Annotated in this window: 12 protein-coding genes, 1 tRNA gene and 1 other RNA gene; 5 read left to right on the top strand and 9 right to left on the bottom strand. The window is 62.9% G+C overall.

Annotation, left to right across the window (positions count from 1 at the left end; genetic code table 11):
* Positions 1 to 216: 216 nt before the first annotated feature.
* The 4 genes from DIZ26_RS37475 to DIZ26_RS15155 all read right to left on the bottom strand — a co-directional run bounded on the left by DIZ26_RS37475 (position 217) and on the right by DIZ26_RS15155 (position 7,232).
* Positions 217 to 4,683, bottom strand: coding sequence for an NACHT domain-containing protein (locus DIZ26_RS37475; RefSeq protein WP_157979723.1), 4,467 nt, complete (start codon positions 4,681 to 4,683; stop codon positions 217 to 219).
* A 291-nt stretch (positions 4,684 to 4,974) separates the two neighbouring features.
* Entirely contained in the window at positions 4,975 to 5,784 is an 810-nt protein-coding gene (locus DIZ26_RS15165) for an inositol monophosphatase family protein (protein WP_112241662.1), read from the bottom strand.
* Positions 5,781 to 6,629 carry a DUF5919 domain-containing protein gene (locus DIZ26_RS15160; RefSeq protein WP_112241660.1) on the bottom strand — a complete coding sequence of 283 codons (849 nt, stop codon included), beginning with the start codon at positions 6,627 to 6,629 and terminating at the stop codon, positions 5,781 to 5,783. The genes DIZ26_RS15165 and DIZ26_RS15160 overlap by 4 nt, the downstream gene beginning before the upstream one ends.
* Positions 6,630 to 7,144: 515 nt before the next feature.
* Positions 7,145 to 7,232, bottom strand: a tRNA-Ser gene (locus DIZ26_RS15155).
* 164 nt (positions 7,233 to 7,396) lie between these two features.
* Here DIZ26_RS15155 and DIZ26_RS37470 point away from each other — a divergent pair.
* Positions 7,397 to 7,543 (top strand): hypothetical protein, encoded by a 147-nt coding sequence (locus DIZ26_RS37470; protein WP_157979722.1) that lies wholly within the window; start codon positions 7,397 to 7,399, stop codon positions 7,541 to 7,543.
* Positions 7,540 to 8,526 (top strand): GNAT family N-acetyltransferase, encoded by a 987-nt coding sequence (locus tag DIZ26_RS15150; protein ID WP_112241658.1) that lies wholly within the window; start codon positions 7,540 to 7,542, stop codon positions 8,524 to 8,526. Before DIZ26_RS37470 ends, DIZ26_RS15150 begins: the two co-directional genes overlap by 4 nt.
* Here the strand turns inward: DIZ26_RS15150 and DIZ26_RS15145 are convergent.
* Positions 8,515 to 9,336 carry a TIGR03620 family F420-dependent LLM class oxidoreductase gene (locus DIZ26_RS15145; protein ID WP_157979721.1) on the bottom strand — a complete coding sequence of 274 codons (822 nt, stop codon included), beginning with the start codon at positions 9,334 to 9,336 and terminating at the stop codon, positions 8,515 to 8,517. The genes DIZ26_RS15150 and DIZ26_RS15145 overlap by 12 nt on opposite strands.
* A gap of 147 nt (positions 9,337 to 9,483) precedes the next feature.
* On the opposite strand from DIZ26_RS15145, the gene ffs reads away from it, so the two are divergent.
* Positions 9,484 to 9,580: signal recognition particle sRNA small type (ffs, locus tag DIZ26_RS15140), an RNA gene on the top strand.
* 126 nt (positions 9,581 to 9,706) lie between these two features.
* A complete protein-coding gene (nadE, locus tag DIZ26_RS15135; RefSeq protein ID WP_112241654.1) occupies positions 9,707 to 10,522 on the top strand; it encodes an ammonia-dependent NAD(+) synthetase in 816 nt (271 codons plus the stop codon).
* A gap of 89 nt (positions 10,523 to 10,611) precedes the next feature.
* Here the strand turns inward: nadE and cpt are convergent, their stop codons facing one another.
* Positions 10,612 to 11,145 carry a chloramphenicol phosphotransferase CPT gene (cpt, locus tag DIZ26_RS15130; protein WP_198676105.1) on the bottom strand — a complete coding sequence of 178 codons (534 nt, stop codon included), beginning with the start codon at positions 11,143 to 11,145 and terminating at the stop codon, positions 10,612 to 10,614.
* 57 nt (positions 11,146 to 11,202) lie between these two features.
* On the bottom strand, positions 11,203 to 12,072 hold the full coding sequence (locus tag DIZ26_RS15125; protein WP_112241652.1) for an alpha/beta fold hydrolase: 870 nt from the start codon (positions 12,070 to 12,072) through the stop codon (positions 11,203 to 11,205).
* Positions 12,073 to 12,127: 55 nt separating this feature from the next.
* Between DIZ26_RS15125 and DIZ26_RS15120 the strand changes: the two genes are divergently transcribed.
* Complete coding sequence (locus tag DIZ26_RS15120; RefSeq protein ID WP_112241650.1) at positions 12,128 to 13,300, top strand: acyl-CoA dehydrogenase family protein; 1,173 nt, start codon at positions 12,128 to 12,130, stop codon at positions 13,298 to 13,300.
* Between the two features lie 195 nt (positions 13,301 to 13,495).
* Here the strand turns inward: DIZ26_RS15120 and DIZ26_RS15115 are convergent, their stop codons facing one another.
* On the bottom strand, positions 13,496 to 13,894 hold the full coding sequence (locus tag DIZ26_RS15115; RefSeq protein WP_112241648.1) for an SRPBCC family protein: 399 nt from the start codon (positions 13,892 to 13,894) through the stop codon (positions 13,496 to 13,498).
* A gap of 11 nt (positions 13,895 to 13,905) precedes the next feature.
* On the bottom strand, positions 13,906 to 14,364 hold the full coding sequence (locus tag DIZ26_RS15110) for a MarR family winged helix-turn-helix transcriptional regulator (RefSeq protein ID WP_112241645.1): 459 nt from the start codon (positions 14,362 to 14,364) through the stop codon (positions 13,906 to 13,908).
* Positions 14,365 to 14,506 lie beyond the last annotated feature (142 nt).

Here is a 14,506-nt window from a genome sequence, read left to right as displayed (position 1 = left end):
GATTCGAACTCGTGAGGGGTTGCCCCCAACACGCTTTCCAATCCCCCGATCCGAGGTTCAGAAACGTTCCTCCGGTGCCAGGCAGGCAGGCAGAACCAAACCGCCGACCTCCCTGAACGTCCTCGAACGGACGCGGATGAGACTGGCATTGAGACTGTCGTAACCGGGCGCGCCGGGAGCGGCGCACTTCCCCACGCCATATAGATAACCCGCCAGTCAGCGCCCCGCAGCCTCGATCGCCTCGTCGATTCCATACGCACCGGACATCACGAGATCGTCCACGACGTCAAGAAGGGCGGCACGCTCGGCGGGCTCTCTGGTTTGAGCCAAACCGCGGACCACGAGGTTAGACACATGGCCGGCATCAGCGGCGGCGCGCGTTCGGATGTCGCCAGCAGAGGAACCAGAGACTTCCACGAAACGTTGGGCGCACCGTAGCGCCACCCCATCGACGCGCTCGGTCGCCTCTTCAAGAGCTAGGAATATTTGCGGCGTCGACGCTTCGAACGACTTGGAGTCAATCAAAGCTAGGAGGATAGACTCGAAAGGCCGAAGGTCTGATCCACGAAGTGTAGCGGCGACTCCGGCGGCCAGTTCGCGGACGGTTTCATTGGGGTCATCAAAGAAGCCAATGAGAGTTGCTTGCGCAAGGTCGACGCTTCGAGTAGCGGTGATCCTCTCTGCGCAAATTCGTGCGACACCTTGCCGACTTCGCTCGTCCGACCCTGACAAGATTATGCCAAGAGCGTCGGGTAGCAGCCATTCGAGCGCGGCGAATGCTGCCAACTCACCTCCAGATTCACGTACATCGCCGTCCGTGGATTGAATCATCCTTGTAATAACCGGCACAACAGATTCCGAATCGCCATTGCCGATATACATCACAAGCGAGCGAACGAAAGATGCGGCGAGAACTTCATCGTTATCTATCTGGACCAGCTTCCAGAATGCATCAATCGCCTTCTCGCGGTCGAACCGCAGTGCTGCTGCGATTGCATGCGCGACCTGAGCTCGAACTGCCGCCACCGGATCGACGGCCATCTGTTTAAGCGCTGGCGCGATCACAGCAGTTCTCGACCCGTCAACATCATATATCATCAGGTCGCCCAGAGTTTCCGCGAGACTTCCGCGCACCGAATTCATGCCCGCGATGCGGAGTTCCTCGCCTGGCTCGGGATCGCGGTTCGCTATCCAGGGCTGACCGCTCCCGACGGGATCGGGAGACATTAATGCGCGGTCCCGCAAAAGTTCAACAACATCTAAAGGTGTGGTCTTCAGATACCTCCCCAAAGCGTGACCAATCCATCGGTCGATCTCGGAATGCCCAAATCCTGTCAGGTGCCGGATGCAATCAAATAGTTCGTGCTGCGCATCGGTTGGAACAATAGAGCCCTCAGCTAGTCCTATCAGGATCCCCGATCCATAGGCGGGATTCATATCAGCCGTCAGTCTCCGAGCGAACCGCGCGAACCTAACCGGATCTTTTTTCGTCTGATCACGAAGAACGTTTGACAACTCGTGAGCCCCGCCTGTGAATGTCTGCCAATCGGCGCCCTCGTGCTTGTATCTTTCGATTGCTTTCAGCCAATGATCATCATTCATCAGTGCGGCTGAATCGTCCGAAATTGGTGACTCGATGAAGCCTCCAGTTGCGCCCTCCGGTTCCGGCGGCTGATCACATTCAAATTTGCGCTGATACTCACCAAGACGCCGCCGACCAACGTCTGTCAATCGAGCTGGATCAAGCGCAGATAGTAGCGTGAACGAGTAATATCCGCCCCTAGTACGCCCCTCCCACTCGAAGCGCAAATCGCGGACCGCCGACTCAAGCGCCTGATGGGTCGGATCGCCTATATGGCCAGCAATGGCTTGGATTAATAGTCGTGCCACCCAAACCGAGTTGTGCCTAAATCCACAAAACAGTCTGTTGTCTCCTTCGTTCAGCAACCTTGCGGCCCATTCGGCGTAGGCGGCGGCGCCAGCAATTAGCCCCCGATACAGAAGCGTCTGAGCGCTGTCATAGGGGAGCCCTGCTAGCGTTTCGAGGATCGGCCTGACGATCTGAGAATCTTCCTTTGCTAGGGATTCGATAGCATGTTGCAAAGCAGCAAAAACTACCTCATCGAGGTCGTCGTGAGGATCACCCCCAAAATAGTCTGCCGAGAAGTGCTTGTCCTTAGGGAAGCCTCGTCCGATGCTCTCCCTAGAAGTGAGCCGCATTACCTCGATCACAAAGGGCATAATCGATTCGACATACTCTTCCGGTCGAGCGGCTGCTGCGCGCTTGATTATCTCTGCCGCAGCGTAATCTGATCTCGCCAATGCTGAGACTTTGCCGGATTCGCTCAGGATAAGTGCGTTAGGTCTCTCGGCGAGCATTGCTGAGCAGAGTTCGACAGCCCATGCCGGCTCTTGGTCGGCGATGCCATTCATAGCTATCCACAGGTCACCCGCATGTTCGTCGAAATAGCCTGCTCGAATTGCCGTGAGAATAAGGTCGAACAATTTCCGGCTGCTAGTCGCGCCTCCAAATCGAGTCACCCAGCGGATCCATTCCGGAAACTCGACGCGATCGCAGTATTCGGCTAGGAGATTCGCGACCTGATCAGGTTGTGCTGCCACACCTGCGGCGAGCATGTTAAGGGTCCGGTTTGTCATGACCTCATCATTGGACTCGATCCAGTTCCGCAGATAGCCGTCACTATTCATGCGACCGAACCATGAAGCGGTGCGAACAGCTCGCCACGCGCTAGTGCCCAACTGATCCTCGCCCTGTAGGAACTTCAGCATGAGTTGGAGTTCTGCGCTCGTGGGATCCTGAAGGCTGCCAACGACTGCCAGCATCGCTACCTTGATGTGAGGTCTCACGAGGTTGCTGGTTAGGGCCGCGTCCAGTTCCGATACAAATCGCAAAGAGTCACGCTGGCGAAGGTGATGCATAACTTGACGCACTTGCGCTCGCCGGAATAGATCCTGCTCGGTGGCGGTAAGAAAATCAACCAGCGAGACGTTCTCCTCGACCCAATATCGCGCGAAGGCATAATCGAAGAATGTCTCGTGGAAGAACGAAATCCGTCGCCCATCACGAATGAGGACATGCTCTGATATCAAAACGTCTGCATCTGCTGCCAAATCGCCGCGATCAAGAACAGTGTCAAGCACAGACAGATGCTGGCTGTCGCTGATGGCCACGGCAACCGCGCTGACGACCTCGTTAAAGCGAACATCTCTGTTGCGTTCGCGCACGGCCTGCCGTTTTCTGGTCCAATACGCATCAAATAGGCGTGCTGTCGTCTGGAAGGCCAAAGCATCTGGCTCGCCGGCCAAGGTGGCCAGGAGGACCAGGTGGAGGGGAGTCCGGAGGACTTCCCGCTGTTTTGACGTTAGAAGGCGAGAATCTAGGCTCATACCTTCCAGTGCAGTGTTGATCTCCTCGTCAGAAAGTGGTCCCACTGGTAGCACGGTCGTGGAGCGTGCGATGTTTCGGATTCGATAGTCGTTGTCAACGTCAAACTGCCGGCATGCCAATATGATTCGCATATTGGGAAATGCGCTGGCTTCTCTGATTAGATCAGCGATGGCATCGAAGCTATTGGGCATGCGCCCCGATGCGAGGCTCACTGCGTCTAACTGGTCGACGACTAAGAGGCATGACTCGTCTGCGGCGATTGATGCTAAGGCTGCCACCGGGGACGTTGAAAGTCCAAGTTTGTCACCCAGGTCTTGGGTATTAGAGAATTCTGCAGTCCGATCTAGCCGGAATGCCAAGACAGGAACATCGCTGTCTGAAGCATCGCGGACCAATTGAGCCAGCACGGAACTCTTTCCGCCGCCGGCAGTGCCGACAAGGAACACTACCCGGCTAGCTGAGTCATCTGCAGCTATGTCGAACAGCTGGTGTGCTTCACGGCGGGGAATGGGTGGACTTAGAAGTTCGCGCTCGACTGAGGTTGCCCAGCCTTGCGTGACTCGGTCGACCTCATCCGCAATGCTGTTTCGCCGGGCAGTACCGGTACGGGCCAGGCCGTATGTGGGCAACTGCTCTTCGATCTTCGAAGCAGTGAGGGTGACGCCCAGGTTATTTTGGACGATGTCCCCGAGGGCTAACGCGGCTAAGCTTCCGTTTGCTCCATCCAGAAGCAGTCCAGCGAAGGCCGAATTGATCTGAATGATGTTTCTTTCGTCGTGCCAGGAAACCCACGTCCCCCGAAGGACGGTCCATGCGACCTCCGGCGATCCTAGAATAGCCGGTGCAGCCAATTCGTCGAATTCGGCCCGGAGCGGTTTTGTCAACCACTGCTTGACAAATGCGTCAAGGCTGTCTGATCGGCGCGCCCGGTCGCACAATTCCTGAAGCTTGATACTTGAAAGTATGGAGATAAAGTGAAACTCGCGTCCCTCGCGTGTATGGAACTTTGCTTTTGACCATATGTCTAGAGCCTGAAGCGACTTGACAGACCAGCTGTTAGCAGTGCGGTTTTGTCGCTTCAGCTGGTGCATCTCAAGCGTGCCGTCCGTGGCTCGCTTGTAGGCGAATTCGGCCCCGTCGGCAAGGTCGCCTATCGCCTCGACAGTGACGGAGGTTCCCTGTCCACGGAGGACCTGCAGCAGATGCCATATTGTCCACGCACCCTCATACCGATTCCCGATCTTGTCTGATTCGCCGCCCGGGCGGGGACTCATCGCAGCTCCCTCGATCGGCCGTCTCGACCGGCAGTCGTGACATTCCGCGCTTCGGCTCCCATGACTCCCCCTCGCTGTCCCATGAAGGATGTTGGCATAGGCCGGATCAGAATGGCAGCGCTTGCATCTGCCTACTTTGAGGTGGCGTGCGGGTCAAAGGTTCGCCGTTCTGGGGATGACCTGAGCCCGTCGCCTAGCGCAGGTGCTTGCAGCGCCCGAGTCCGTCCTATCGAGTCGCTGTGACTGCCTCTTAACCCCTGCATCAGCGCCGACACGCCGGATCAGCCTGACTCACTGTGATTCGGCGGCCGACCGAGCTTCCTGGATAAGTCCGAGCAGCTCGGCCGCGAGCGGAGCCGCGACAGCAACTGTGCCGGTGGAGTTGAAGGTGTGTCGCGATCCGTCGACGTCGAGCACCTGGACGCCAGCCTCGCGGGCGATGAGGACTCCGGCGCTGGTGTCCCAGGGTTTGTTGGTGAACATCACTGAGGCATCCAGGTTGCCCTCGGCAACCCATGCGAGGTCGGTTGCGGCTGTACCGAGCATCCGGATGCGCTGGACATTCGCGGCTAGCAGCGTGGTCAGTGCGAGCCGGACTTGGTTGCGCTCGGGAGCGCCAGTTCCGACGGCGTAGTCACCGATGGCGATGAGGGCATCACTGAGGCTGCTGCAGGTGCTGCCGTGGATTGCTTTGCCGTTGCAGGTGGCTCCGAGGCCATCCGCGGCTGCGTAGTGCTTGCCGAGGAAGGGCATCTCGATCACACCGAGGATGGAGCGGTCTCCGGCAACCAAGCCGAGCGATACGGCGACTAGGGGCATGCCGTGTACAAAGTTGACGGTTCCGTCTACGGGGTCGAGCACCCACAAGAGCTCGTCGGAGCTGCCCGCCGTTCGGCCCTCTTCTTCCCCGAGAAAGCCGATGTCCGGCGTTGCTTCGGCGAGGTAGGTCCGTAGCGCTTGTTCGACGGCGTAGTCGACCTCGGATGCCATGTCGCGATCGCCCTTGGCGGTCAGCTCGCCCGGCTGACGGGATCTGATGATCGCGCTGGCCTTGTCGGTGGCCTCGCTAGCTGTCGCCAGGAGGGCGGGAAGGTCGGTCACAGGGTTTTGCCTCGTTCCCAGAGTGAGCTGAAGACGTGGGCGTACACGGAGTACAGGTCAGTTCCTTCAGGCCCTGTCGGCCGCATCATGAAGGTTGGGGAGTCGAGTCCGCGCAGGGCCGGTAGGTAGGTCTGCATGATGCCCAGCTCGTTGTCGATGAACATCAGGTTGAAGCGGATCGTCTCGTCGTACATCCGGAGCTGGAGCCGCTCGGCGGCCTCCGGCGGGAGGTCGTCGCGAAGGCGTCGCATGATGTTGATGTTGCCGATGGACCAGGCCGACAGATGGCCGTCTTCGTGGCCCTCTTCGATGTTGCGGCGCTTGATCGCGTCGCCGTCCGGGTCGAGGAAGAGCAACCGGACCGATGCGCGGCGTAGCAGAGCTCGGAGCTTGAGGTCCGGGTACTGCTGGCAGATCAGGTTGAGGGATAGACCCATTGCATCGACGCTCATAGCGCTGTCGAACAGCTTCGTCGACGGCACTTGGTGGGAGAACTCGGTGCGGCTCGTGTAGATCGCCGTGACGCCTGCCAATTCGGCCGGCATCGCGGAAGCGACGGCTGCGGGTGGCTCCGCTGGCTGGTCATCCTCCCCGGGCCAAGGCTCGAACATCGCTTGGGCGGTCCAACCGGGGAGCATGCTTTCGAGGATGCGGCAGTGACCGGGGTGAGGTAGGCCGGTCAGGTTGCCGGAGATCCATCGGTAGAACGTCGCCTTGCTGGGGTAGCCGCCGACCAGCTCTCGGTCCACGATCCGCGCTGTCTTGTCGTATTCGCGGCAGAAGGCGCGATGCTCCTGTAGGTGGCGCTGTCGTAGGAGGACCTTCAGGGCTGTTTCGGCGGGCATCAGTGCTCCCCAGTGGCGAGTTTGAGTCTCGCGAACGTATCAGTCTCGTGAGACACAGATGAGACCAGATGGGTCACGGACGGTCGAGATGAGATACACGCGGAGCTAGGGCGAGACGCGATTTCGCCAAAACTCATTGGCATGCCGAAGACCACGTGCCAGCTCACCACTCAAGCTCGGGAAGGCTTCCGACCGCGACTCGCGGGAGGGATGCCGTTCTCCCGGGCTGTCTTACGGATGTACGCCGCAGTGAAGGGCGATAGCCGCTCTACCTCTGTCGGCGGCACGCCCGCCCGCAGGGCATCGACGACGGCTGCCAGCACCTCTTGGCGAGCCTCTTCGTGGGTGGCTTCGGTCTGCCGGTATCGGGCCGTCTTTGCCTCTAGGGCGCTCCGAGGGTCTGTCACATCTCCCAGAATATCGCTTCCCAGTTGCGATCAAACGGCAGCTCGGGTTACCGTAAATCGCCACTCAAAGAACCGCGCTCTGACCTGCGGTTTTGCTTCTCCGGAGAGTGGCGGAGGATACGAGATTCGAACTCGTGAGGGGTTGCCCCCAACACGCTTTCCAAGCGTGCGCCCTAGGCCTCTAGGCGAATCCTCCAAGGCGAGAGGATACGCGAGGGGAGGGGTGTAGCTGAAATCGGGGGGTTGAGGCGGATCGGCAGGCCGTCAGTGTGGGCGGTGGGACCTCGTGGCTAGGCGCCGGGTGTGGGGTGGGAGGTAAATGGCGTGGAGGGGAGGGGGCGGGGGTTTTAGGGTCGAGGGATGGATGAGGAGGCGCCGGATGCTGGGGTTGTGCGGCCGGGGGACGGGCGGGTGTTGTTGAAGCCGCTGGTTCAGTTGCCGTTGGTGGAGGTGGGGGTGCGGGCGATCATGGCCGGCAGTGTCGGTCAGTTGGAGGCGGCTGAATGAGGCTTGCTGAGATCACCGGTGACGATGTTGAGGCTGTGCAGGAATTGATTGAGTCGGATGCGGGGTATACCGAGCGGATCACTGGGTATCCGCCGGGGGCGGCGGATGCGCAGAGTTTGTTGATGATGCGGCCGGAGGCGATCGCCGAGGACGCGAAGGTCGTGTTGGGGGTTTGGGACGCGGAGCAACTGGTCGCTGTTGTTGATCTGTTGCGGGGGTATCCGAATGGATACACCGGGTTCATCGGACTGCTCGAGGTGCATGGCGGGCGCCAGGGCGAAGGGGTCGGGCGTACGGCGTACGAGTTGGTGGAGCGGTATGTGACCGAGGAGTGGCCGGAGATTCGGGTACTTCGGTTGGCGGTGGTGGATACGAATGCGGAGCAGGCTGCGGGGTTCTGGCAGCGGCTGCGGTTCGAGGCGACGGGGGAAGTCAAGCCTTATCGGTACGACAAGCTGGAATCCCTGGCGCGGCTGTATGAGAAGCGCTTGCTTTGGGGGCATCCCGGCCTGGTGGTGAAGAAGTCCGGGATCGAGGGGCAGGGGCTATTTGCGGCCGAGCCGATCGCGAAAGGTGTCGTGGTCTCGCAGTTGGCGGGGCGGACGGTGACGACCGCAGAACTCCAGCAATTGCTGAAGAATCCGCCGGTCGACACGATCACGGTCGATGACGACGAGCATCTCGTGCTGCCGTCCGACCCGCGGCCGAACATTGCCTATGGCAACCACAGTTGTGATCCGAATCTGTGGTGGGTCGATGCAGTGACGCTCGAGACCCGTCGCGACATCGCGGCGGGTGAAGAGGTCACCAACGATTACGGCACCAGCACTGGCGTTCCGTTTAAGATGGAGTGCAGGTGCGGGTCGGCGCTGTGCCGTGGTGTCGTGACTGGTGATGACTGGCGTAGGCCGGAGTTGCAGGAGCGGTACGGCGATCACTGGATCCCCGCGCTGCTCAAGCGGCAGCGCGGCCTAGAGCGCTAGGAGAGTTGGGGCCAAAGCCCGCCATTCGGCGATTGGTTGCGGGCCTGTGACCCCGGTGATGACATTGATGGCTACGTGGTCGGCGCCGGCCGCGTGGAACTGCTGCAGCTTCTCGGCGATCGCGTCCGGCGTACCCCAGGCGGCCAGCGCGTCCACCATCGCATCGGGTAGCTCAGTGAGCTCCCTCTCGCTGTAGCCCTGGCGTTTGAGCGACGCCGCATAGCCGGGGATCTTTGGGAAGAAGCTGATCGTGTCGCGTGCGATCGACCGGGCTCGTGCGGGGTGCGACTCCAGGACGACCAGGTGACTCACAGCGAGAAGCTTGTCCGGACCCAACACCTTCCGTGCCTCGGCTGCGTAGGCAGGGGTGATCAGGAACGGGTACGCGCCTTCACTGCGGTCCCGTGCGAGCTCCAGCATGCGTGGGCCGAGCGCGGCGAGCAGACGCCGCTCTGTCGGTACTGCGGTCAGCTGGTCGAAGTAGGCGTTCAGTGTGGCGAGCGGCTTCGCGCCGTGAGCACCGCCGAGTCCTACGGTGAAGCGGCCCGGACTGGAGGCTTCCAGTTGCTCGTACGTCGTCGCGACGTCGTCTGCGGCGTAGGTGTCCACAGCGAGGATGCCGCTGATGAACTTGATCGACCGGGTCGCACCGATCAGGTCGGTAATGGTCTGCAGGCCGGGCAGCGGACCGCCCGAGAGCCAGATGGCGGGGTAGCCGAGGTCTTCCGCGGCCGCTGCCGCTGCGAGGGAGTCCGGGGAGCTGTTCAGGCCGGTGGTGATTCCGATCCGGCCGAGCGCGAGATTGGTCACCGTGCCAGCGTAGAAACCATCCCCAAGCGGGCTATGAGGCGCGGGGTGGCCTCGGCGCGGAGAGGGGCTCAGTGCGGCGGCGAGCCGTGACGCGGAGAGGGAGAGGGCCGGATTCCTCATTGCGGGCGGGGGTCCAGTACACTCTTGGCTGGTTCCCCGCGTGGCGGTATCTCGCCCAACTCCCCCAGGGCCGGAAGGCAGCAAGGGTAAGTGAGCTCTTCCGGGTGCGCGGGGAATCCTTATGTCCGGACCTCTTCGGGCAGGCTCCGGTAAAGCGGTGCGGGTTCCGGGAATCGGACCGCGTGCATGCACGTGCCGGGTGGGCGAAATAGGCTGGGCTCCGGACAGATCGTGTCGACGAGGGAGCCTGATGAGCGACGACCGCCGGTACCTGCAGGAGCTGATCATCGACGAGCTCGGCGTGAGCCCCTCGTTCGATGTCGACTTGGAGATCGAACGCAGGCTCAACTTCCTGACCGACCGGCTCCGCCGCGCCGGCGCTTCGACGTACGTGCTGGGGATCAGCGGCGGCGTCGACTCCAGTACGGCGGGTCGCCTCTGCCAGCTCGCGGTCGAGCGGGTCCGGGCGGCCGGCGGAAAGGCGAGCTTCGTGGCGATGCGGCTGCCGTACGGCGTACAGGCTGATGAGGTCGATGCGCAGCGCGCGCTCGAGTTCATCCAGCCGGACGAGACGCTGACGGTCGACGTGAAGCCGGCGACGGACGCAATGGTTGACTCGGTCAAGCATTCTGATCTCGGCGAGCGGGCCGATTTCCACACCGGGAACATCAAGGCGCGGCAGCGGATGATCGCGCAGTACGTCGTGGCGGGTGCGCGCGGTGGGCTCGTGGTCGGGACGGATCACGCGGCCGAGGCGGTGATGGGGTTCTTCACGAAGTACGGCGACGGGGCGTGTGATTTGACGCCGCTGTCGGGGCTGACCAAGCGGCGGGTGCGGGCCGTCGCGGAGCGGCTCGGTGCGTCCGAGCTGATCACCGGGAAGGTGCCGACGGCTGACCTGGAGACGAACAACCCCGGGCTGCCCGACGAGCACGCGCTCGGCGTCACCTACGACCAGATCGACGACTTCCTCGAAGGCAAGCAGATCGACGACGCCGCGGCCGAGATCATCATCGCCACCCACCGCCGCACCACCCACAAACGCGCCGTCCCCTACGCGGTCTGATTCCGTACGCCGGTACGCCGGTACGCCGGTACGCCGGTACGCCGGGATCGCTCGTGTGCGGGCGCGCGTGCCGCCGGCGTACGCGGGTCTTAGGTGAGGTGGTTGGCGATGGTTCGGGCGCAGGTGAGGGACTCGGCCTTGGCGGTGTCCACCTCGAGGTCGTAGGTGACGCCCTCGTGGACGATGTCCGCCTGCTGCGCCGCCATGCCGCCGGTGCGGTCGCCGCGGGCGATTTCGCGGCCGGCTGCGATCTCGGCGTCGCAACGCACGCCTACCCACAGCACGTCGAGACCTTCGAGCTGCCGACGGACCCGGTCCTGCGACTCGCGGCCGCCCAGGAACACGTCGTCGAGGATGATCCGCGCGCCGGCCCGTGCCATCGCCGCGATGCCGGTCATCCAGGCGCTCTCGATCTCACGAAACCCGGCGCCGACCGCGACCTCTCCCTGCTCGCCGAAGGTGATGCCGGAGCTCCCCTCCAGCACGGACGGCGGCAGCGCGTCGACAAGGTCGTCCACGCTCAGGCTGAGCCACGGCTGCGGCAGGATCGCCTGCAGACACCGGCTGATTCCCGTCTTGCCCGAGCTGGAACCGCCGTTCAGCACGATCACCTGCGTTGTCATCCGCCCGCCTTTCCGGTCGTCCGGATTCTGCCAAACGTGGCGGACGCAAGCAGCCGATTAACCGGCCACGAAGGACGTCACCAGTTCGGCGTACTCCGCCGGCACCTCCCCGTGCACGAAATGACCGATGCCTTGGAAATTCCGGTAGGTGCCGTTCGGGACCTTGGCCTGGAAGAGCGCGATCTCCTCCGGACTGGTGACCGGGTCCAGTTCACCCTTGATCAGCAGCGCGGGCTGAGTCAGCCGCTCCAGATAGGGCAGCAGCGACTCCGAGAAGCCCGGCGTGCGGGTGATCTCGGTGGCGAACCGGCCGGCCCGGCTCTGGATCTCGTCGGGCAGATCGTCCGCCGGCAACACGAGGTCGCGTGCGTTCGGGCCGAGGTAGAGCTCCATCCGGCGGTCGCCGAGCCGCTGCAGTACGCCGATGCGCTCGTCCCACATCTCAGCGGTCGCCGGGCCGTCGTACGCCAGCAGGTCCTCCACGCCGTCGTCCAGCCCTAGTTCCCGCAGCAGCGGAAGAGCACCGAGGACGAGCGTCCTGGTTGCCAGCACCATGTCCCACGGCGGATTCTCGAAGATCACCTTGCTGACTGTTTCGGGGTGCGTTGCCGCGTATCGCAGCGCCAGCCGACCGCCGTACGAGTGGCCGAGGATCGACCACTGCTCGATGCCGAGGGCTGACCGGAGCGCCTCGAAATCAGCGATCAGATCGTTCTCGGTGACCGGGCCGTCGAGTGGATCGGAGTGCTGGACGCCGCGTTGGTCGACGCCGACCAGGTCGAGCTTCGCGGACAAGCGGTCGCCCTGGAAGGACAGGAAGTCGTACGAACCGGAGCCCGGTCCGCCGTGCAGGAACAGCAACGGCGGCGAGCCGGTGGTGCCGCGACGGTCGACGTACAGGCGGGTGCCGCGAATCTCCAGCAACATGTACCGAACAGTAAACCGGCCTAGGGTGACTGGTACCCAACTATTTGGAGCGCTGATGGTCGACTTCTCGCTCAGTGAGGAACAGCAAGCGATTCGGGAGACGACGCGGGAGTTCGTCCGCCGTGAGCTGATGCCGCTGGAGAACGAGGTACTCCGACGCGAGCGGGAAGGACTGCCCGGCGTCGAACCCGAGCAGATCCGGGACCTGCGGCTGAAGGCGAAGTCGTTCGGCTTCTGGGGACTGAGTACGCCGGAAGAGTACGGCGGGATGAACCTGTCGGCCGTCGACCAGGCGCTGATCACCAGCGAATTGGGCCGGACGTTCGTGCCGTTCTCGTTCGGCGGCGAGGCGGACAACATCCTCTTCGAGAGCAACGAGGAGCAGCGCAAGGAGTACCTGCTCCCGACGATCTCCGGTGAGCGGAAGTCCTGCTTCGCGATCACCGAGCCAGGCGCCGGGTCGGACACCCGCGCGATCCGTACGACGGCCCGCCGCGACGGCGACGACTGGGTGATCCGGGGCGAGAAGACGTTCATCACCGGCGGGAACGAGGCCGATTTCGCGATCGTCATCGCGGTCACGGATGCGGACAAGGGATCGAAGGGCGGCTTCACCGCGTTCCTGGTGGATCGGGACCGGGGCTGGACGTCCGACCCGATCATCACGATGGGCCAGGCGGTGCCGGCAACGCTGAACTTCGACGACGTGCGGGTGCCTGGCGACCATGTGCTCGGCGAGGTCGGGCAGGGGTACGAACTGGCGATGCGCTGGATCATGAAGGGCCGGTTCATCATCCCGGCTCGAGGGATCGGTGCCTGTGAACGCCTGCTGCAGTTGGCGATCGAGCACGCGACCACCCGGCAGACCTTCGGCAGCGCGATCGGCGACAACCAGGCGATCCAGTGGATGATCGCCGACTCCGAGGTCGAACTGGAGGCGGCTCGCTGGCTCGTCCTGTACGCCGCGTGGACGGTCGACCAGGGTCGCCATCCGCAGCACGACAGCGCGATCGCGAAGCTCTACGGCACCAATACCGTGAACCGGGTGGCGGACCGGGTGCTCCAGATCCACGGCGGAATGGGCTACACCAAGGAGTTGCCGATCGAGCGGTGGTTCCGTGAGGTCCGGCTCTGGCGGATCTTCGAAGGCACCGACGAGATGCAGCGGTTGATCATCTCCCGCGACCTCCTCCGCGGCTACCGGAAACCGGGCGCCCACTTCGCCTGACACCTGGTCGCCTCGGACGCCACGAGCCTCGCTGGTGGGCAAGACAGTGGAAGCGGACCGCCCACGCTCATCAGCCGAGCCTGGTCGTCCCTCTGTCGGTCGGAGGTCGACAGAAGGCAGGCCAAGAGGCGATCGATGAGCGCTGGCGGTCCGAGTCATGTCCCGGCAGACCTTCACTGGGCCGGGCTTCTGGGGTCAGGCCGCCCGGCTCAGTTGGGCGAGCCGGTTCGCGAGGCGGTCGAGGCGCACCGCGGCGATACCGCGGTAGGCGGGACGCAGTACTGCGGCCAGTGGACCCGATTGCTCGAACGAATGCGTGACCGTGCCATTCGGCCCGAGGATCCAGCTGCTGGTCTCGTGGAACCCAGGGACCTGCCAACTGAAGTCGATCCGGTCCGACTCGATCGCCGTGTACTCAAGATGCCCGGTCAGCCCCGGCCGGACTCGCAGTACGTAGCGAACTCCGACCTCGGCATCGGCCGGGCCGTCGATCGCCAGGAATGCTTCGTTCCACTCCGGGAGTGACAGCGGGTCCAGCAACGCATGGCGAATCGCGGCAGGGGCGGCTGGGAGGTGGGAAACGGCTTGTTCCATGGCTGCTTCTCCTATGCGACGGCGCGTCGGCGGGCCAGCGCTTCGCCGGCCGGGAAGCCGGCAGCGACAGCTCGCAGCGTTTGGAGGGTCACGTCGGCCTGTCGGCCCCGGACGAGTCGGTCGATGGTTTTGTGCAGGACCTCTTCGGCTGCGACGATCCGGCGGCACAAGGCCTTACCTTGGCGGGTCAGACTCAGCGCGAGATACCGACGGTCCACCCGGTCGATGTCGCGCTGGACCAGTCCACGCGCGACCAGGCGGTCCACGAGCCGGCTGGGACTGTTGCCCGTTTCGCACACCAGCAGGTCGCCGAGGGCATTGAGTGTCAGTGGTCCGTGATCCCGAAGGACACGTAGTACTTCGGCTTGTGACGGTGTGATTCCGAGTGGTTTCAGCTCTGCGGCGAGCAGGCGGTTGCCCTCGCGCTGGATCGCCAGCACCAAGTACCGAAGCTCTTCCGCCGCTCGCATGTGCAATAGATTACACGACACGTATGTCGTGTCAACTATTGATGAGAGGAGATCGGAGGCAACGAGGGCCGGTTCAGGGCGGGGTGGGTGCAGACACGGTGCACAACGCGGTCATGGCCAACCTGACACCGGGACTGGCATT

It is taken from the genome of Kribbella monticola (assembly GCF_003261635.1).
Lineage (GTDB): Bacteria > Actinomycetota > Actinomycetes > Propionibacteriales > Kribbellaceae > Kribbella > Kribbella monticola.
Note: the sequence above shows the minus strand (reverse complement) of the source record. Positions and strands in the feature narration are given on the sequence as shown.